This is a genomic window from Cyanobacterium sp. (genome assembly GCF_054166785.1).
Genome location: NZ_JBSZCP010000035.1, coordinates 1 through 19,592, shown reverse-complemented (window position 1 = coordinate 19,592; position 19,592 = coordinate 1). Strand labels below are relative to the sequence as shown.

The window sequence follows — 19,592 nt, the reverse complement described above, 5'->3', positions numbered from 1 at the left end:
TTTATTCTATTCCATCACGTCTTTTGTCGTATTTTTGCTTTTTCTTGAACTATGCGGAAGGTGGGTTAAAGAGCATATAATAGAGCAAAGGCAAAATTAAGTTAAGCTAATTCAATCATGACTCATCCAGCAGAAAATGATCCTATTGATTCTGTTTTAGCAAGTTTAACCGATCAGTATCAACAAAAATCTTCATCTGTTCCCCAAAAGAATCAGCCATCGGATGATTTACTCGCAGATATAGAGGCTAAGTTTCAACAAAAAAAGCCCATAAAAAATAACTCTCAGAAATTTTCTGCGGTAGATGATGCTTTAATTTCTTTAACTCAGAATTTACAAGAAAAAATTAAGCCCCGTGATCAAATTTCCAGTAATGATTTTGAGGAAATTAAAAAGAAGGAATTAGAAGCCCAGAGGAAAGCTAAGGCAGAGGCAAGAAGGAAGGAAGAGTTAGCAAGGGCAGAAGCTCAAAAGATAGAGCAGTTAACCAAAAAAGCTGAAGTTTGGTTAAAAAACCTAGATATTAATTCCGATGAGGGATTCTGGTTTTCTCAGTTTGCCATGTCCTATGATTCAAAACTAAAAGCTGCTATGGATTACCTTAAAGCCTTAGAAAATTAGGCATTACTTCATCTCAGTATTAAGTAACGCCGAAAATTAATTACTTAAGCAAGATAACTTTTTTATTTCCAGCTTACGGCAGGAATATCCGCTTGTACTTCTGTGCCGAGGTTAAATGCCTTATGGACGGCTTTGAGGGCTTGAATGCCTTGCTCTTGGGATACCACACAACTGATTTTAATTTCTGAGGTGGTAATCATGGAGATATTAATTTTTTCGTGGGCAAGGGCGCTGAAAAATTGAGCAGCGATACCGGGATGCCCTACCATGCCTGAGCCGACAATGCTTACTTTGGCGATGTTGTCATCGATCGCAACTTGTCTAAATTTGAGAGTATCTTGTAATTTATTGATAACTTCCATGGCTTGGGGGGCATCGGAGGAAGCGACGGTAAAGGCAATATCGCGCATGGGTATTCCATCCACTAGGCGACACCGTTGAGATTGGATAATCATATCAACACTGATATTTTCATCGGCGAGGGTAGTAAAAATTTTGGCAGCCATACCCGGTATATCTGGTACATAGAGGATAGCAATTTGAGCTTGATTTTTGTCAAGGGCAACTCCCCTGACGGGTACGAGGTGATCTTGGTTTTGCTTTTCTTCGCTGTAGGTGATATTAGAACTATCAATGTTAAAAGTATCACACAAAGAGGCGATCGCCCGATCGCACTCATCCTGATTAACAATACAACTAACCTTCACCTCGGAGGTGGAAATCATTTGAATATTTACCCCTGCCTCCGCCAAAGCCCGAAACATTTGAGCCGCAATACCAGGTCTGCCAATCATCCCTGCCCCTGCGATGGCTATTTTGGCAATTTTTTGTTCCACTAAAATATCGGTGGTACCGTTTTCATCAAGGATAGGGGCGATCGCATTTGCCACCGCTTCAGCGTGGGGTAACATCCCCTTAACCACCGTAAAGGCAATATCATTACTATTCCCCTCATGGATAGACTGAATAATTAGGTCCACATCCACATCCTGACGGGCTATTTCCCCGAACAACTTGGCAGCTACCCCGGGGCGATCGGCAACCCTGAGAAGGGCTATTTTAGCTTGATCTGAGTCAAATTGCACCGCATCCACCGCCTTAGTAATCTCCAAACCGATTAATGAGCGCCCCTGATTTGGGGGAGAAATTACCCTAGTACCCACATCATCCGTCCAACTAGACTTGACCACCAAAGGCATCCCAAAATTACGGGCAATTTCCACCGCCCGAGGGTGCAACACCTTCGCGCCCAAACTTGCCAACTCCAGCATCTCATCACTGGTAATCTCCGACAAGAGTTGAGCTTCCGGGACAATTCTGGGGTCAGTGGTTAAAATACCCGGTACATCCGTATAAATTTCGCAACAATCAGCCCCAATGGCGACAGCCAAAGCCACCGCCGAAGTATCCGACCCCCCCCTACCGAGGGTCGTAATTTCCAACTCCTGAAGATTACTAATACCTTGGAAACCTGCCACCACAATAACCTTTCCTTCCCCAAGGTGCTTATTAATTCTTTCGGTTTTAATTTCTAAAATTCTAGCTTTGCTGTGATGGGCTTCTGTGACGATACCCACTTGGGCGCCCGTGAGAGAGATGGCGGGTTGTCCCATTTCCTGTAGAGCCATACTAAGCAACGAGATGGAAACCTGCTCCCCTGTGGACAACAACATATCCATTTCCCGACGACAAGGACTACTAGAAATTTCCTGCGCCAACTTGACCAAACTATCGGTAGTTTTCCCCATGGCAGAAACTACTACTACAACCTGATTTCCTTGTTTAACGGTTGCACAAATCCGCTTACTAACTTCTTTTATTCTCTCCGTAGAGCCTACAGAACTACCACCATATTTTTGGACAATTAGCGCCATATCTGAACCTAGATTTTTACATCACAACAGCAATAACTTACTAATATTAACCTAGATCTTGTTTCTATGCTATGTCTTAAATCTTGTCACAGAATGTCTAGGATAGAAATAGATCTAAATCTACATCTATTATGGTGATAATTGAAAGGGCAATACTTTGCATTTCTTCAGCGGAAATAATACCTATTTTTTTGATAAAGCGTTGAATATCAATTCCTCTTAGTTGTAAAGCATCAACCGCAGAAGTTTTAGTTAAATTATTCTGGGTATTAGGGGTGATTTTCACGTGCCAAGGGTTTTGGTTAAAATGGCTTTTCCAGTCAGTTATGGGGGCAACTAATTTTAATGGTAGTTTACCCATGGCATTAGAATTTATGACTATAACAGGACGAGTTTTTTTTATTTCTGCTCCTAAAGTAGGGTCTAAATTAACTAACCATATTTCTCTTTTTCTTGGCAAAGTTTTGTTAATAATCAATAAAATCTCCTCCCTCTAAGTCTTGCCGTTGTTTATCTTCTGCGTAGTGGGATAAGATTTTTTCGACACTATTTTTTAAAATATTGGCTCTTTCTTCCTTTGGTGATTTTAACATAGCTAATTTTTCGGCAAGGGTTAAATCTCTATCATCTAAATTAGCTGAAAATTTTTCAGGGGTAGATAAGCGTTGATATTCCTCGATTGATAAGATAACAGCGACTTTACGCCCTTGTTTTTTAATTAATACAGGTTCTTGTCTTGCCCAATCTAATAACATTCCAAAGCTATTTTTTGCTTGTGTGGCCGTTAAATTTTTCATAATTTTTTCCCAATAACTTAACTATTTTAGCTAATTTTAAAATAAAGCTCGTGGTAAAGCAAAAGCCGAAGGTGTTAACCTAGGGTTCCAATCCGCAATTTTAGATCGAACTAGGGTAGAATTTTGTTGTCACTTAGTCACCTTTATGGTTATTTATTATGGTAAGTGAGCAAACCATCATCATCAAAACTTAGGTAAACCGTGCAAATACCCTTAGACTATTACCGCATCCTTGGTGTGCCTCTTCAGGCAGAGGATAATTTGATTCATCAGGCTTACGAAGATCGTATGCTACAATTGCCCCGTAGTGAATATAGTCAATATGCGATCGCCTCTCGTCAAAACCTCATAAAATTGGCTCATGCCGTGTTACAGGACGAGGAAAGCCGTCAACAGTATGACGATGAAATTTTCCCTTCCAATGGTTCTGCCATCATTAACGGTGATGGTAATATGGATATGAGCATTGATGATGCCCTTAGTCTTTCGGAAACGTCCATTGTTACTCCCACCATCGAAGCGGACGGAGATTTACTCCTTGGGGCATTGATGATGTTGCAGGAGTTAGGAGAATATGAATTACTACTCAACATCGCCCAATCTTTTTTAGAAGGAAAAGAGTCCCTTGAGGAAATCAGCACCGACACCAATCAACTACAATTATGGTGGCAAGATTTAATTTTAACCGTTATCAGTGCCTATTTAGACCTTGCCAAAGAAAAATGGCATCAGCGGGAATATGAAAATGCGAGTCTTTACCTTTTAGCCGCCGATGCTATCCTAGAGCAAGAAAATGTCTTTATTCCCATTCGTCAAGAAATTGATAGTGATTTACAAAAAGTTCGCCCCTATGAAATTATTGAGCTAATCTCCAAGGCAGACTCTCAACTGGTGGACAGACAAAAGGCGATCGCCCTGCTCCAAAAAATGTTAAACTCAAGGCAAGGTATAGAAGGTAAACAACCAGATCAATCAGGATTAAACACCGAAGACTTTTTAAGATTTTTACAAGAAGTTAGAACCTACCTAACCCCCCTGGAACAAGAAGAATTATTTAAACAAGAATCATCAAGACCATCCATCGCTGCCACCTATCTTACCGTTAATGCCCTCATGGTGAGAGGTTTTGTAGAAAGAAAACCCACCCTAATAATCCAAGCTCAAAATATCCTTGATCATCTTAACCAATATCAAGACGTATATCTTGAACAATCCATCTGCTCATTATTATTAGGAAACATTAATCAAGCAGAAAAACTACTCAACCATAGCTATGAATCAAAAAAAGTTAAATACATCAAACAACTTTCTAAAGGCTCTCCTGACATAGTGCCGGGGTTGATTGTCTATGCTGAAAATTGGTTTAAAGAAGAGCTATTTCCCCACTTCAAAAACCTAGATAAAGAATCATCATCCATTCAAGCATATTTTAATGACCCTCGACTACAACGGGCCCTCGAACAAATAGCCCCCCCCGAAATTGCCCCCATGGATGAGCAAGATCCCTTATCCTTATTAAAAGATTATCCTCAGGAATTTAATCCCCAAGAAACTCCCCTTCCTTCCCCAGCAATCCCCATCACCTCCGACACCTCCCCCGCCGAAATAGAGGAAATAGAAGAAGATTCTTCCCTAGTGGGTTTCTCCTCCTTCCTTGAAGCAAGCATTGATGATGATGAATCAGCAGAGCCTTTTGTCATGGATGACTCTTTGGAGGAAAAGGAAGAAACATCGTCCACCAATAGCTTCTCATCACCGATGATGATATTAGTAGTATTGCTAATTCTATTAGGTATATTTTCCGTTCTGTTTTATCGACTTTTTAACCCATTCCGTGAAGATAGTCTCGAAATAGTTTTAAATCAACCTCTCATCGAATTACCCGAAGAATTAGTCGCCGAAGATGCTTCCCAAGCACCTTTATCCGCTGTGAGCGCCCTAGAAATTGTTAATGGTTGGCTAGAAGCAAAAGCCTTGGCAACAGGACCAGATTATAACCTAGGGGCTTTAGAAAATGTTTTGGCAGATCCCTTTTTGTCCATTTGGCGTGGTAATATAAACACCCTACGCAATCAAAATGCTTATCGTCGCTATGACCATGATGTAACCATTGAGGAAGTAAATATTAACCCCCAAAATAATATGGAAGCAAATATCACGGCGAGGGTGAGGGAAAACTCTCAATACTTTAGCAATGGACAATTAAATAATCAACAATCCTATGATTCTAATTTATTGGTCAGATATGAGCTTATTAGGGTTAATAATCGTTGGTTAATCAGGAACAGTCAAATTATTAATTAGTGCCAGTTTATGAGCAAAATATACCCCTTAGAACAGTTAAAATTGATTATTGATCAAAATCCCCACCAGTGGCGCCCCCTTGTTTTTACTAATGGTTGCTTTGATTTACTCCATGTGGGACATATTCGTTATCTCCAAGAAGCTAAAAATCAAGGTAAAACTTTAATTGTGGGGGTAAATGGCGATCGCAGCGTACAACAAATCAAACCCCCCAGCCAAGGGAAACCAGAGCGCCCCATCATTCCTGAAGCCCAAAGGGCAGAACTTTTAACCGCCTTGGGTAGTGTTGACGGAGTAGTTATTTTTTATGAAACCACCGCTACTAAAATTATTGAAACCCTTCAACCAGATATATATGTGAAAGGGGGAGATTATCAAATTGAAACTTTGCCCGAATCCCCTGCGGTATTCGCCTATGGTGGTAAAATTAAACTGGTTGACATTGAAATACCAACTTCAACCACTAAAATTATCAACAAAATTTTAGATATTAATAAATAAAATATAGCATTAGTGCAGATAGGTAATTAAACTTTAGTAAACATGAATGAATTAGGGACTATTACAGAAAAATTTAATCAGGCATCTAATAAAAATCAACTAAAACTTATTGATGATATTATCGCCCAAGGGGAAGACGGATACCAGTTTCTAAAAGAGTTTTTATCTTCATCTCAAGGACAACCACCCACTCCAGTTTTAGGTAAAATATATCAAGCCTTAAAAAATAGTGATAATGAGGAAAATAATAATTTTATTGCTGATAAAATACCCCAAGGAATAGTAGAAACCCAATCATCTACAAATATAGACTATTCAGAACTACAAGAACTTTTAACCGTTAAGGAATATCAAAAAGCAGATGTTTTAACTAGAGTTAAACTTTGTGAAATAGCAGGACAAAAAGCAGTTCAAAGAAAGTGGCTTTATTTTACTGAAATTGCAAAATTTCCAGTCCAAGATTTACAGACCATTGATTTGTTGTGGAATGTTTATTCTGAGGGAAAATTTGGCTATAGTGTCCAAAGAAAAATTTGGCTCTCCCAAGGTAAAGACTACATCGAATTGTGGGCAAAATTAAAATGGAAAGATGGTAATAGATGGACAAAATATCCCCAAGAATTTATCTGGGATTTGAGCGCTCCCCTCGGACATTTACCCCTTTCTAATCAGTTAAGAGGTGTCAGGGAAATTGATGCTTTATTTGCCCATCCTGCCTGGACTACGGAAAATGTTCTTACGGGGAAAGTTTAACATAGTTTTTCCTTGGTAAAATGATCCCAATGTTGACAAAAAACCTTCCATGATATTGACAGCATTTGAGAGGTATCATGATGATTTTTTTTTGAGTCTGCTATATTTGTTCGTAGAAAGAGAATTTAATTTGTGATTCTCTTTAATTTTTCTCTTACGCCTTACTTTTTCTTGTTATTCTTTGTACTTAGGTTAACTACAACAATTAACGTGTGCTAAATTGAATTAAAGTTAATTTTTTCTAGCATCTTTTTTTCCCATTAGTTCGCTCATCTTTTTAAATTTGATCTTATCCTTTGTCCGTTGACTTTTTTTAATAGAATAATTTTCATAAATAATATAGGATTGCTATATAATTACCAATTTTACCTTAAATTATTATGGTACAACCATTAAATGTAGCTTTACTAATCAGGTTTTTAACTCCTATCTCTATTTTTATAGTTGTTATTGCCATCGGTTTAATAATAGAAAATAGACTAAAAAGTATTGTCGAAAATATAGAAACTAGACCTAAACTAGGACAATATAGTTTTGCCTTGAAGGCTTTTAATGGTATTATATTTGTCTGGTCAGTGGCAGGTGCGATCGCCCTTATATTGCCCCTAATAGACTTACCAAGATCCATCAATACCTTGGTAGAAACCACTTTAATTGTCGTTGTCCTCAGTGCGGCTACCATCCTCGCTTCTCGCCTAGCAGTTAGTATAATACAATCCTATAGCGTTAAAAACGAAAGCACAGTATCCCTTAGCTCCCTATTTGAATACTTAACCAAAGTAATCATTTATAGTACAGGGTTTTTAATCATTATCCAATCCATCGGCGTAGAAATTACCGCCCTAATTACCGCCTTTGGGGTGGGTAGTTTATCCATTGGTTTAGCCTTTCAAAATACCCTTAGTAACCTAATTTCGGGGGTAAACATCATCCTTGCTCGAAAAATTCGGGTAGGAGACTATATCAGGATTAAACAAGGGGAAGAAGGATACGTTATCGATGTAGAGTTACGTTACACCATCGTTAAAGACATCTACGAAAACATTACTGTCATACCGAATAGTCAAGTAGTCAATGGTAGTTTTAAAAACTATACCCTTGAAAATACATCCATGTTATTACCCATTGAGATTGGTATTAGCTATGATAGTGACTTGGAAAAAGTAGAAAAGGTAACCCTAGAAACGGCTAAATATGTGATGGAAAATGTGGAAGGAGGTATAAAAAACTATGAACCTTTTATGAGGTACGAAAAGTTTGATCCCTTTGCCATTAAATTTGTAGTTTACTTAAAAATCAATGAATATTTTGATAAACTAATCATCACCCATGAATTTCTTAAAAACCTATATAAAAACTACCAAGAAGAAGACATAAAAGTAGCCTATCCTATTACTAACAATTTTCTCAGCCCAGACACTTTAAAAACCGTGGACAAAATATAAATTTTAGCCTTCTTTTTTTCATAAAGACTTTAAACCCCTTGCTCTCGAGAATATCCCCTATTCTGAGACTACCCTTTACCGTAAAACTATCTTTTATCTTCAAACTTTCTGATTATCTCGTAATATTTATATTGTTAATATTCCCCAGCAAAACTACAAACAACATTAAAACTTAACTCCCCCCAAAACTCACATATATGATTCAAAACCAACTTTTTGCCTTCTTACCCGGCCCCATTACCGATCCCGTAGCCATTTTTTTGGTTATGATGGCTGTATTATTAATAGCCCCCCTTGTTTTTGAAAAAATAAAACTCCCCGGCATTGTCGGTTTAATCATCGCAGGAGTATTCATTGGAGAACATGGATTAGGTATCTTAGAAAGAGATAATACCATTGTACTATTTAGTACCGTAGGTTTATTGTTTCTAATGTTCATGGCAGGGTTAGAAACCAGCCTTGATGATTTAAAGCTCAACGGCAAAAAAGCCACTATTTTTGGACTAGGAACATTTTTAGTACCCATGGTAATAGGTACACTATGTTTTTTAGTGCTAGGCTACGATATTCTTGCCTCCGTCTTAGTTGCTTCCTGTTTTGCATCCCATACCCTTCTTGCTTTACCCATCGCCATCAAACAGGGCATCATGCGCACCCCTGTGGTGACAATTATTTTGGGGGGTACCTTAATTGTAAATATTATCGCCCTTTTAGTGTTAGCGGTGGTGGTAAAAGCGGATCAAGGGGAATTAACCCTAGGCTTTTGGTTATTCTTGATTCCTAGTTTAACGGTTTATACCTTTGCTACTCTTTTTGGTTTACCCGTGGTGGGAAGATGGTTTTTCAAAAAATTTGGAAGGGATGAAGGGGCAGAATTTACTTTTGTTATCGCTGCTTTATTTGTGGTTTCCTATGTGGCAAGGTTAATCGAAATTGAACCGATTATCGGAGCATTTTTAGCTGGGATTGGTATTCGCCCTCTGATTCCTCCCCTCAGCCCCCTGATGAATCGTATTCAGTTTATCGGTAATACTTTGTTTGTGCCGTTATTTCTTATTTCTGTGGGAATGTTGGTTAATCCTGCTACCTTGATAGAAGAACCTCGCTCAATTTTGGTTTCTGCGGTAATGATAGTGGCGGCGATTGTGGGTAAGTTTATTCCTGCTTGGGTAATTGGAAAGTATTTTAAGTTTGCTTTGCCTAGCATCATGGTAATGTTTGGCTTATCGGTAGCCCAAGCTGCTTCTACCCTTGCGGCCATCACTGTTGCCTATGAAATTGATTTGGTGGATGAGTTTACGGTTAATGGTACCATTGCCATGATTTTAGTTACCAGTGTAGTGTCTCCATGGGTGACGGAGCGTTATGGGGGGCAGTTAAAACAAGTTCAGCAGAAGGCTTTGGATGGGGATAATGATTCTTCTATGGTGGAGGAAGAGGAGGAAAAAAACAAGGCTTATCGGGTGTTGGTGCCTGTGGCAAATCCCAATACGGAGGATAATTTACTTAATTTGGCTTTGTTGTTGGTGAATGCGACGAAGGGAACTTTATTACCTTTAAATATTTTAGTTGACCAAGGGGAGGCGATTTCTGCGAATACGAAGGAAAATCAGGGAAATTTGTTGGCTACGGCGGAGATGATTGCCCATGCTACTTCTACTCCTGTGGAAACTATTGCCCGTATTGATAGTTCTATTGATGAGGGTATCATTCATGTGGCACAAGAGCGCAATGCTAATTTGATTATTTGTGGTTGGAAGGGTTTTTCTACTTATCGGGAAAATTTGTTTGGCAATATTATTGATAATTTGGTTAATTTTTCCCCTGTGACGGTGTTGATTACCCGTTTTACTAAGCCTATTAAAAATACTCAAAGGGTAATTTTGGCGATCGCCGATAATCAGCATAATATGAAGGGTTTTCCAGAGGTTTTGAATATTACTCAGGCTTTATCTTCTCAGTTACAGAGTGAGTTTTTTATTATTCATGTTTTATCGGGGAAACCTAGCCCTACGGTTAATAAAAGTTTGGCGGAGTTACCTGTGCAACAGATGCGGGGTAATTTTACCAAGAGGGTATTGGAAGAGTTGAAAACAGGGGATTTATTGGTGTTAGTTAATCCTATTGATAATCATCTCATTGGTAGGTCTGCTTTGGGTACTGTACCACAGGCGATCGCCCGTAGCAATGAAAAAATTTCTTTGATGATTGTTAATATCCGTTAATGGGAAAATAACCGTTAACATAACTACATCTATCCTCACTTTCATTTTTGATAAGATCAGAGTGTTAATGATAAAGCCAGTGATAGCTATGCCCAATAATCTCCTCCATGCCCAAAGTCTTTACCTCCGTAAACACGCTTATAACCCTATTAACTGGCATTCTTGGGGCGAAGAAGCCCTAACAAAAGCAAAACAGGAACAAAAACCTATTTTTCTTTCCATTGGTTATTCTAGCTGTCATTGGTGTACGGTTATGGAAGGGGAAGCATTTTCAGACAGTGCGATCGCACTTTATCTTAACAATAACTTTATCCCCATCAAAGTAGATAGGGAAGAGCGCCCCGACATCGATAGCATCTATATGCAAGCCCTGCAAATGATGACAGGGCAAGGAGGATGGCCCCTCAATATCTTCCTCACCCCTGATGACTTAGTACCCTTTTATGGTGGCACATACTTCCCCCTCGAACCCCGTTACGGGCGCCCCGGTTTCCTCCAAATCCTCGAATCCATCCATAACTTTTATCATCAACAAACCGACAAACTTAACTCCCTCAAACAAGAAATCATTGGTATCCTCGAAAATAATAGTAATCTTAACCCCACCCCAAACAACCAACTTACCCCCAAACTCCTTATCCAAGGACTAGAAAAAAATAGTCAAATTCTTGCCCGTAACGAATACGGCACCCCTCGTTTTCCCATGATGCCCTATAGTAATACCACCCTCCTAGGCATCCACACCATGATTCCTGAGAGCGCCAACAAAGCCCATCAACTAGCCATCCAAAGAGGAATCGACTTAGTAAACGGCGGAATTTATGACCATGTAGGGGGAGGATTTCATCGTTATACCGTGGACTCCACTTGGACAGTTCCCCACTTTGAAAAAATGCTCTATGATAATGGTTTAATCATGGAATTTCTTGCCAACCTTTGGAGTAGTGGGGTAGAAAACACCCAATATCGGGTTGCCTGTGAAGGTACATTGCATTGGTTAGAAAGGGAAATGAGCGCCCCTGAAGGTTATTTTTACAGCGCCCAAGATGCCGATAACTTTGCTAACATTCAAGATGAAGAGCCAGAGGAGGGAGACTTTTACATTTGGCACTATCTCGATTTACAACAAATCCTTAGCCATGAAGAATTAATTGCTTTTCAAGAAGTATTCACCATCAGTAATGAAGGTAACTTTGAAGGGAAAAACGTCTTACAAAAACATCCTGATAAACCCATCACCCCCATCATTAAAACGGCCCTTGATAAACTTTTTACCATGCGTTATGGGCGCAAACCAGATAAGTTAGCCACCTTTGCCCCCGCACGTAATAACGATGAAGCGAAATCTTTGGAATGGTTGGGGCGTATCCCCCCCGTTACCGATACTAAAATGATTGTGGCATGGAATAGCCTAATGATTTCGGGATTGGCAAGGGCTTATGGAGTTTTTGGGGATAGTAAATATTTAGAAATGGCTGATATGGCTGTTAAATTTATTCTTAAAAATCAGTGGGAAAATCAAAGGCTACACCGTCTCAATTATGGTAATAGGGTTAGTATTTTAGCTCAGTCGGAAGACTATGCTTTTTTAATTAAAGCCCTGCTGGATTTACAGCAAAATTCCCTCAATGCTGGAAACTATTGGTTAGAAAAAGCTATTAAAGTTCAAGAAGAATTTGACCGTTTTTGTTATGATCAAGAAAATGGTGGTTATTATAATAATGCCCATGATAATAGTAATGATCTATTAATTAGAGAAAAGGGTTATATTGATAATGCTACTCCTTCTCCTAATGGCATTGCAGTTTCTAATCTAGTTAGGTTAGGATTAATGACTGATAATTTAGACTATTTTGATAAAGCCGAAAAAACTTTAAAAATATTCTCGGAAAAAATGAGTGAATCTCCTGTCAGTTGTCCTAGTTTATTTATGGGTTTAAAATGGTTTTTAGATGGTAGTAGTGTTAAAAGTAATGTACAGCTTTTAGAGGATTTAAACAAATTATATTTACCTAGTTTTATGCCTTCTATTAGTAAAGATATTCCTAATAATAGTGTAGGTTTGGTTTGTCGTGGTTTATCATGTTTAGAACCAGCTGTCAGTAAAGAGCAGATTGTGGAACAGGTAAAAATATCTGGGGAAATTAAATAGGTTTATTTTCTCTTGAAAATAATTATTCCTACTAATTTAAAACCATTATTTTTTTTGATTTTTTGTTAACATAAAATTTATTTTTTCAGAATATAGCATAATGGCGATCGCAATTGATTTTGGTACAAGTAATACGGTTATTGCAAAATTTGATCCCGAAACTCAAACAACGGAAGTAGTTACATTACCAAATATTGCTCAAAAAACAACTAATAATCCAGAATTAATTCCTAGTTTATTATATGTTAATAATGCTAAAATTAAAGACTTATTAATAGGGCAAAAAGTTAAAGATAAAGGTTTAGATATTAGTGATAATCAAAGATTTTTTAAGAACTTTAAAAGGGGTATAGGCTCAAATATTCAAGGTTTTTTACCAGAATTAGATGGGCAAAATATCACCTTTGAACAGGTAGGGGAATGGTTTTTATTTGGCATTTTACAAGAATTATCAGAAAAGCCAGATTCTTTAATAATTACTGTCCCTGTGGATAGCTTTGAGAGTTACCGAAATTGGTTAACGGATGTCTGTCAAAAATGGGAAATTGAGCAGGTAAGGATTATTGATGAACCTACCGCAGCGGCTTTGGGCTATGAAACGGAGCAAGATAATTTTATTTTAGTGGTGGATTTTGGGGGAGGAACTATCGATTTTTCTTTAGTACAATTAGAGTTAGGAAAAAGCAAACAAGCCCAAGGATTTATTTTAAAATGGGGGGAAAAGGTTTTAGGAAAAAGTTCGGCTCAAAAAAATAAGGTTGCCAAGGTAATTGCTAAGGCAGGAATGAATTTAGGGGGTGCTGATTTAGATAACTGGTTAATGGATTATTTTCACCAAGAAAAAGATATACCTAAATCTAGTCTAATTAGTCGCTTGGCGGAGAGAATAAAAATTAAATTGTCCCAAGAAGAAACCGCCGAAGAAGTTTATTTTAACGATCGCACTTTAGAAACCTATGAGTTATCTTTAGATAGAAAAACCTTTGAACAAATATTAAATAAAAATCAATTTTTTGAGCAATTAGATAAGCTCATAGATAACCTCCTACAACAAGCCCAACGTAATGGGGTAGTTAAAGAAAATATCGAAAAAGTGTTACTGGTGGGGGGAGGTAGCCAAATTCCAGCCCTACAAACTTGGTTACAACAATATTTTAGCCCAGAAAAAATAAAGTGCGATCGCCCCTTTTCCGCCATTGCCCTGGGGGCATTAAAAATCGAACAAGGTTTACAAATAAAAGACTTTCTTTACCATAGTTACGGTATTCGTTATTGGAATCGCCGTAAAAATCGCCACGACTGGCACACCATTATCCCCAGTGGGCAACCCTATCCCATGGCAAATCCTATCCCCCTATACCTCGGTGCATCGGTGGAAAATCAGCCCAGTATCGAATTAATTATCGGGGAATTAGGGCAGGAAACCACCAGCACGGAAGTATATTTTGATGGCGATCGCATTGTAACAAAACAGGTAAGCAGTGGTACTACCACCGTACAACCCCTCAACGATAAAGAAGGGGGAAGAAACATCGCCCCGTTAAATCCCCTCGGTATTCCGGGGAGTGATCGAATTAAAGTATTATTCACCGTAGATGAACAATGTACCCTAAAAATCACCGTAGAAGATTTGTTAACCAATGAAACCCTCATGGATAATTGTGCCGTTGCCCAACTTAGTTAGTCCAGCGGTAAGGGGTTTAAACCCCTTGTAAAAACGACCTCTCTACACAAAAGTGCATTCTCCAGCCACTTCCAGACGGCGATATTCATCAATTTTCAAAAATTTATCCCCTAGCTTATCTGCCACATCGGGGGAAATCCACCCCATTTGCTTACAAACATGGATAGCCGCCGCATATTTTGCCCGTCTTGCCCCATCCAATACCTTAATGGCTAATCCCATATCTTGGCTAATATTACCGATACATTGTACCCCCTCAGCCCCTGACTTACTGACTAAAGCCCCTTCGGTAAGGGTCATAAATTCTGTATCAAAAGCCCCTTCCCCTGCTATCATATGGGGATTATGGGTCATGGCTCGTAAAATTCTTTCTAAGTCAATGTTACTACCACAGGCAAGTTTGGCATAAAGAGTGGCAATTTGAGAAAGGGGTAGGGCATAGGTAGGTACCCCACAATCATCCCTCGCCGCCATCAACTCATCAGGGGGCATGGATAACAACTCAGAAATTTTCTTTAATACTAAGCCCTGTATGGGGTTAGAGCGATGGAAATAGTTTTCTAAACTCCAGTTACGCTGTTGACAGGCGGCCAACATTCCTGCGTGTTTCCCTGAGCAATTGTGCTGGAGGGGGCTATCTTTTCCTTCGGGAATCGGGCATTTAAGCGCATTGGGGTCAATATCCGCTTTCCAAAGGATGTTAAATACCTGTCTAGCTTGTTCGATGGTACCTTTGTGGGAGGCACACATGATGGCTAAATCTTGATCATTGAGATCAAATCTTTCCAATACTCCTGTACTAGAAACCGCTAGGGCTTGAAAGGGTTTAAGGGCGGAGCGAATGAAGGTGACAGTTTCTGGATCTCCTGCTGCGCATAGGGTACGTCCTTTATCATCGGCGACGGTAACTTCCACTTGGTGGATAGATTCGGGGATACCTTCTCTTAATAGATGTACCTCTAGGGGGGGATATGGACTACGTTTTAATCTACTCATTTATTATTTTGCTTGGGTTTGTGTGTCGATTTTTGCTTACGTTAACCAAAATAGGATGATACCACTCACCATCAGGGCGATGAGCAATAAACCGCTTTTTTCTAATCTTTTTAAAACTGGTTCTACTTGATAGCTAAATATCAATCGATCTCGATTATAAATTTCTAGGGGTTTTTCCCATACTTGTCCATCATACCAGCTTGATTCTTCGTAAACTATTTTTGTTTTTTTGAGGCGATCGCCTATATACTTCCATCCGAGATATAACCTTACCAAAACAAAGGCGACGAATAAACCCGAACCCATGGCACTGGCAATCAGAAAAGGAAAAATTTGCTCATCGGGGGGAAAACTAGCACCAGAAATGGGGGCGGTAAGTAATAGACTTAAACTCCACACTCCCGATAACTTGGAAAAAAATTTAGTTTTGGGTAGTGTTACCCACTGAAAAAACCAAGATTTGCTTAATTCTTGATATTCATTAACGGGTTGTTGCTCAACTGGTACAGGACAAAATGACATGATAATGAGTAATGGATAATTAATAATAGATAATGAAACAAGATTAGTCATCAACTATCAATTGTAAATTATTCTTACCGTCACTTGTTTTACATCCACTACTAAACAAGGGGTTTAAACCCCTTGCCCTTAAATTTTATATATCTCATTGGTGGTAACTAATTATTCATCCATTCTTTATTATCAACGGTGGTAGCCCTGCCCCAAAATGCTTCTAAACCATAATATTCACGGGCTTCAGGCAAAAAGATATGGGCGATCACATCTCCATAATCATGTAAAATCCAGTTACCTTCACTTTTTCCCTCAACTCTGATAGGCTCAATACCCATTTCATCGTTTACTTTTCCTTCAATAGAAAGGGAAATTGCCCTTAATTGAGGTACAGAAAAACCAGTAATAACTACGAAATAATCCGCAAGATAAGACAACTCGGAAACATCCAAAATTTTTATATCTGTACCCTTGCGATCATCTGCTGCATCAGCAATAATAAAAGCTAATTGTTTACTATCAAAAGGTTTATTTACATTGTCCGTTGTGGGGTTTGATTGATGTTCTATTTGTAGATCAGATTTAGTCATTCAAAAAATACTATACATTCTATTTTTTCTTATTATAACCATCCTTTGCAGAAGGTGAAGCGTTGCTATAATTAGGGGATAAAATCCATTCATAATGCCTCCATGAGAGAAAAAATTACCGCCCTCCAAGAAAATTTAGCCCGTGCGATCGTGGGAAAAGAAGAACCGATAAAATTAGTTATGGTAGCCCTCCTCAGTGGTGGTCATGCCCTACTTGAAGACGTTCCGGGGGTGGGTAAAACCTTATTAGCAAAATCCCTCGCTAAGTCCATTAATGGTAGGTTTCAGAGAGTCCAATGTACCCCTGATTTATTACCTAGTGATGTGACGGGTACTAATATTTGGAATCCTAGCACTCGAGAGTTTGAATTTTTACCCGGTCCTGCTTTTGCGAATATTCTCCTTGCCGATGAAATTAATCGTGCCACCCCTCGCACCCAGTCTTCTTTACTTGAGGTAATGGAAGAAAAACAAATTACCATAGATGGTGAAGCCCGTAGTGTACCTAATCCTTTTTTTGTAATTGCCACTCAAAACCCTGTGGAATATCAGGGAACATTTCCCCTCCCTGAAGCACAAATGGATCGTTTTACCATCTCTTTAAGTGTGGGTTATCCTTCCCCTGATGAGGAACTTTTGATGTTACAAAAACAATTGGATAAGGGTTTGATGGGGGATGATTTGACCCCTTGTCTTTCTTTGGAGGATGTCATTGATTTACAAAAGTCTTGTCAAAAGATTAAGGTTGCCCCTGAGTTGCAAAAATATATTGTCGATTTGATCACTACATCGAGGAATGATGATGAAATTAGTTTGGGGGTAAGCCCTAGGGGTACATCGGCTATGCAAAAAGCTGTCCAAGCCCTTGCTTTTATTGAGGGTAGGGAGTATGGAACCCCTGATGATGTGAAGTTTTTAGCTCCCCATGTGTTGGCCCATCGTTTGATTGCTCGGGGGGGAAGAAATCCCAAGGTAATTATTGACCGTTTGTTGCGTACGGTACCTTTGCCTTAATATTTTGGTGGGCATTGCCCACCCTACCAAGATAAATTTATTTGAAGAAACTGCTTTTCTTTTTCTTTTTCTTTTTGCTTTGTTCTAGGTCAATTTCCCTAACTTTTTTCATAATACGAGTAAAGTATTCTTGTAGGTAGTCCTCTAGTTTAGTAATATCGCTTCTATCAACCTTTAATTTTTCATATACTTCGTCCATGGGTGCGTCCATGGGTTTCCCCCCTGCGATGACTTCGGCAAAGGCAAGACGGTCTGAGGCGTTCAATGTCCAGCCAAACCAACGGGTAAAGCCCCTTAAAAATCTGAGGAGTCCTATGGGGATACGGGATACTTTTGCTTCTTTTCCTGAGAATTTTTCACATAATGATATTATTTCTTCTCCGCTCCAGGCGCGATCGCCCATAATGGGGTAAGTTTGTTTTTCGGTGCCAGAAATTTCTAGGGCATTGATGACAAATTTGGCAATGTCTTGGGTGTTCATATAAGCGATGGGGGTATTTTGCCCACTCACCCACACAGGCTGATTATCTAAAATAGGAATACCGTATTGAGGAATTAAACCCTGCATAAATCCAGCGAGTTGGAAAATGGTGTAGTCTAACCCTGATTCTTGTAAAAATAGCTCGGTACAATATTTAATATTCATTAAGGGAACTTTCTCAAATTCCTTGGCATTAATAATACTAAAGAAAATATAACGTTTAATATTGGCTTCTTGGGTGGCTTGAATTAAGTTAACTTTACCTTGCCAGTCCACTTGCTTAATACTTAATGAACTGGTAGCCCTTGTGGTGGCGGCATCCACTACCGCATCTATTCCTTCTAGGGCTGGGGGTAAACTTTCGGCATCGCAAATGTCACCGATGATTAATTCTGCTCCCCACTCTTTTAAAAAACTGGCTCGGCTACTACTTCTTACTAAACATCTTACCTGATAATCATTATCGAGGGCATGGCGCACAATCTGTCTTCCCAGAGTGCCTGTTGCTCCAACTACTAATATTTTCATTATAATTATTAATTTATTTTACATATTTTAAACTTTCATTAAGATTTTATCAGAAAAGCTCTTATTTAATTTTTGTTTATTTATTGAGGTTTACCTTAAAATTGTGGGAAGATAAAAGCAAAATGATGCCATAAACCAAGGCAAGTCAAAGTATTATCAACGGTGGAACTCCTGAAAAAAAAGAATTATGGGTGAGTCAGAGCAAGATAGGGAAAAGGATTTGGAATTGCGTCGGGATGCTTTACGGGGGAGGGAGTTTTCCTTGGCGGACTTGATTGGGCAAGAGGGAGGAGGATTTTTGAAGGGAGAGTCTCCTGTGCCTTTTATTATTAGGTTGAAAACGGAGATTAAGTTATTTATTAGTAATAATCTCAGGGATAGCTCTGGCGCATTACAAGCGGTTTTGCAAAATATGGTGGATGGGGCGGATACTAATATTGGTAGCCATGAAACGGATCCTTTGTCGGCTCTTCGGGATATTATTGAGGGCATTATGGCAAATGAGAACATCTATTATGATTTTGTGAGACAGGTTGACCTTAAGTCTGGACAAATAAGTGGCGATCGCCCCTACTTCCAAAAACCCGGACAACCAGCCCACCCCGATGACGAGTATTCCCATGAATCTGTTAAGGAAAAACTCATGGAACTTTTAAATATAATTGATGCTATTCAAAAATAAATGGGGAATAGGTCATAGGGTTAATTTCAACTCACTAAAACCTAATCCCTACCGCTTACACTTCCACCAAGCTGAGGGCTTCCCCTGTGAGACTAAAAGCCCTTACTTGAGTAATTTTGACAGGGACAATTTTCCCTTTTAACTCATTTATATCCCCAGTAAAGAAAGTAAGACGATTACCATCGGTTCTACCCACCACCTGAGTAGCATCTTTGGGGTTTACATCTTCTACCAATACCTGCTCAATTTTACCTAAATAACGCTGAGAACGTTCCGCCGCTTTTACCGATACTAAGTGATTTAGGCGCGCGAGGCGATCGCCCTTTACCTCCTCACTAAGTTGATTTTCCCATTCCGCTGCGGGGGTTTGAGGACGGGGAGAATAAGCCGCCGTATTCAATTGGTCAAAACCAATATCTTCTACCAATT

At 39.1% G+C, this 19,592-nt stretch carries 18 protein-coding genes; 10 read left to right on the top strand and 8 right to left on the bottom strand.

The window, feature by feature from the left end:
* The first annotated feature begins 117 nt into the window (after positions 1-117).
* On the top strand, positions 118-621 hold the full coding sequence (locus ACXITR_RS06745; protein ID WP_457996472.1) for a salt stress protein, Slr1339 family: 504 nt from the start codon (positions 118-120) through the stop codon (positions 619-621).
* Positions 622-683: 62 nt separating this feature from the next.
* Here the strand turns inward: ACXITR_RS06745 and ACXITR_RS06740 are convergent, their stop codons facing one another.
* The 3 genes from ACXITR_RS06740 to ACXITR_RS06730 form a co-directional block, all read right to left on the bottom strand.
* Positions 684-2,495 carry an aspartate kinase gene (locus ACXITR_RS06740; protein WP_457996471.1) on the bottom strand — a complete coding sequence of 604 codons (1,812 nt, stop codon included), beginning with the start codon at positions 2,493-2,495 and terminating at the stop codon, positions 684-686.
* A gap of 97 nt (positions 2,496-2,592) precedes the next feature.
* Positions 2,593-2,973, bottom strand: a complete 381-nt coding sequence (locus ACXITR_RS06735; protein WP_457996470.1) for a type II toxin-antitoxin system PemK/MazF family toxin — start codon at positions 2,971-2,973, stop codon at positions 2,593-2,595.
* Entirely contained in the window at positions 2,963-3,292 is a 330-nt protein-coding gene (locus ACXITR_RS06730) for a type II toxin-antitoxin system Phd/YefM family antitoxin (RefSeq protein ID WP_457996469.1), read from the bottom strand. The genes ACXITR_RS06735 and ACXITR_RS06730 overlap by 11 nt, the downstream gene beginning before the upstream one ends.
* A gap of 201 nt (positions 3,293-3,493) precedes the next feature.
* Here ACXITR_RS06730 and ACXITR_RS06725 point away from each other — a divergent pair, with 201 nt between their 5' ends.
* The 7 genes from ACXITR_RS06725 to ACXITR_RS06695 all read left to right on the top strand — a co-directional run bounded on the left by ACXITR_RS06725 (position 3,494) and on the right by ACXITR_RS06695 (position 14,356).
* Entirely contained in the window at positions 3,494-5,596 is a 2,103-nt protein-coding gene (locus ACXITR_RS06725) for an IMS domain-containing protein (protein ID WP_457996468.1), read from the top strand.
* A gap of 9 nt (positions 5,597-5,605) precedes the next feature.
* Positions 5,606-6,097 carry an adenylyltransferase/cytidyltransferase family protein gene (locus ACXITR_RS06720; protein ID WP_457996467.1) on the top strand — a complete coding sequence of 164 codons (492 nt, stop codon included), beginning with the start codon at positions 5,606-5,608 and terminating at the stop codon, positions 6,095-6,097.
* Between the two features lie 42 nt (positions 6,098-6,139).
* Positions 6,140-6,850, top strand: a complete 711-nt coding sequence (locus ACXITR_RS06715; protein ID WP_457996466.1) for a GUN4 N-terminal ARM-like repeat domain-containing protein — start codon at positions 6,140-6,142, stop codon at positions 6,848-6,850.
* 380 nt (positions 6,851-7,230) lie between these two features.
* Complete coding sequence (locus ACXITR_RS06710; RefSeq protein WP_457996465.1) at positions 7,231-8,295, top strand: mechanosensitive ion channel family protein; 1,065 nt, start codon at positions 7,231-7,233, stop codon at positions 8,293-8,295.
* A gap of 197 nt (positions 8,296-8,492) precedes the next feature.
* On the top strand, positions 8,493-10,520 hold the full coding sequence (locus ACXITR_RS06705) for a cation:proton antiporter (RefSeq protein ID WP_457996464.1): 2,028 nt from the start codon (positions 8,493-8,495) through the stop codon (positions 10,518-10,520).
* A gap of 88 nt (positions 10,521-10,608) precedes the next feature.
* Entirely contained in the window at positions 10,609-12,672 is a 2,064-nt protein-coding gene (locus ACXITR_RS06700) for a thioredoxin domain-containing protein (RefSeq protein ID WP_457996463.1), read from the top strand.
* Between the two features lie 100 nt (positions 12,673-12,772).
* Entirely contained in the window at positions 12,773-14,356 is a 1,584-nt protein-coding gene (locus ACXITR_RS06695) for an Hsp70 family protein (protein WP_457996462.1), read from the top strand.
* Positions 14,357-14,398: 42 nt separating this feature from the next.
* Here ACXITR_RS06695 and ACXITR_RS06690 read toward each other — a convergent pair whose 3' ends face one another.
* The 3 genes from ACXITR_RS06690 to rsfS all read right to left on the bottom strand — a co-directional run bounded on the left by ACXITR_RS06690 (position 14,399) and on the right by rsfS (position 16,458).
* Positions 14,399-15,352 carry an asparaginase gene (locus ACXITR_RS06690; protein ID WP_457996461.1) on the bottom strand — a complete coding sequence of 318 codons (954 nt, stop codon included), beginning with the start codon at positions 15,350-15,352 and terminating at the stop codon, positions 14,399-14,401.
* Positions 15,353-15,388: 36 nt separating this feature from the next.
* On the bottom strand, positions 15,389-15,874 hold the full coding sequence (locus tag ACXITR_RS06685; protein WP_457996460.1) for a CGLD27 family protein: 486 nt from the start codon (positions 15,872-15,874) through the stop codon (positions 15,389-15,391).
* Between the two features lie 158 nt (positions 15,875-16,032).
* A complete protein-coding gene (gene rsfS, locus ACXITR_RS06680) occupies positions 16,033-16,458 on the bottom strand; it encodes a ribosome silencing factor (protein ID WP_457996459.1) in 426 nt (141 codons plus the stop codon).
* 102 nt (positions 16,459-16,560) lie between these two features.
* Between rsfS and ACXITR_RS06675 the strand changes: the two genes are divergently transcribed.
* Positions 16,561-17,472, top strand: coding sequence for an AAA family ATPase (locus ACXITR_RS06675; protein ID WP_457996458.1), 912 nt, complete (start codon positions 16,561-16,563; stop codon positions 17,470-17,472).
* A 37-nt stretch (positions 17,473-17,509) separates the two neighbouring features.
* On the opposite strand, the gene ACXITR_RS06670 is transcribed toward ACXITR_RS06675, so the two are convergent.
* Positions 17,510-18,481: an NmrA family NAD(P)-binding protein gene (locus ACXITR_RS06670; protein WP_457996457.1), complete on the bottom strand. Its 972-nt coding sequence runs from the start codon at positions 18,479-18,481 to the stop codon at positions 17,510-17,512.
* Between the two features lie 187 nt (positions 18,482-18,668).
* Here ACXITR_RS06670 and ACXITR_RS06665 point away from each other — a divergent pair, with 187 nt between their 5' ends.
* Complete coding sequence (locus tag ACXITR_RS06665; RefSeq protein ID WP_457996456.1) at positions 18,669-19,163, top strand: hypothetical protein; 495 nt, start codon at positions 18,669-18,671, stop codon at positions 19,161-19,163.
* A gap of 55 nt (positions 19,164-19,218) precedes the next feature.
* Here the strand turns inward: ACXITR_RS06665 and ACXITR_RS06660 are convergent.
* The coding region (locus ACXITR_RS06660) for a TRAM domain-containing protein (RefSeq protein ID WP_457996455.1) at positions 19,219-19,592 on the bottom strand (374 nt) is incomplete at its 5' end.

Bases quoted from the DNA above. Each gene is read 5' to 3' on its own strand.
- ACXITR_RS06745 (WP_457996472.1), top strand. From the start codon at position 118: ATGACTCATCCAGCAGAAAATGATCCTATTGATTCTGTTTTAGCAAGT.
- ACXITR_RS06740 (WP_457996471.1), bottom strand. From the start codon at position 2,495: ATGGCGCTAATTGTCCAAAAATATGGTGGTAGTTCTGTAGGCTCTACG.
- ACXITR_RS06730 (WP_457996469.1), bottom strand. From the start codon at position 3,292: ATGAAAAATTTAACGGCCACACAAGCAAAAAATAGCTTTGGAATGTTA.
- ACXITR_RS06720 (WP_457996467.1), top strand. From the start codon at position 5,606: ATGAGCAAAATATACCCCTTAGAACAGTTAAAATTGATTATTGATCAA.
- ACXITR_RS06715 (WP_457996466.1), top strand. From the start codon at position 6,140: ATGAATGAATTAGGGACTATTACAGAAAAATTTAATCAGGCATCTAAT.
- ACXITR_RS06710 (WP_457996465.1), top strand. From the start codon at position 7,231: ATGGTACAACCATTAAATGTAGCTTTACTAATCAGGTTTTTAACTCCT.
- ACXITR_RS06705 (WP_457996464.1), top strand. From the start codon at position 8,493: ATGATTCAAAACCAACTTTTTGCCTTCTTACCCGGCCCCATTACCGAT.
- ACXITR_RS06700 (WP_457996463.1), top strand. From the start codon at position 10,609: ATGCCCAATAATCTCCTCCATGCCCAAAGTCTTTACCTCCGTAAACAC.
- ACXITR_RS06695 (WP_457996462.1), top strand. From the start codon at position 12,773: ATGGCGATCGCAATTGATTTTGGTACAAGTAATACGGTTATTGCAAAA.
- ACXITR_RS06690 (WP_457996461.1), bottom strand. From the start codon at position 15,352: ATGAGTAGATTAAAACGTAGTCCATATCCCCCCCTAGAGGTACATCTA.
- ACXITR_RS06685 (WP_457996460.1), bottom strand. From the start codon at position 15,874: ATGTCATTTTGTCCTGTACCAGTTGAGCAACAACCCGTTAATGAATAT.
- rsfS (WP_457996459.1), bottom strand. From the start codon at position 16,458: ATGACTAAATCTGATCTACAAATAGAACATCAATCAAACCCCACAACG.
- ACXITR_RS06675 (WP_457996458.1), top strand. From the start codon at position 16,561: ATGAGAGAAAAAATTACCGCCCTCCAAGAAAATTTAGCCCGTGCGATC.
- ACXITR_RS06670 (WP_457996457.1), bottom strand. From the start codon at position 18,481: ATGAAAATATTAGTAGTTGGAGCAACAGGCACTCTGGGAAGACAGATT.
- ACXITR_RS06665 (WP_457996456.1), top strand. From the start codon at position 18,669: ATGGGTGAGTCAGAGCAAGATAGGGAAAAGGATTTGGAATTGCGTCGG.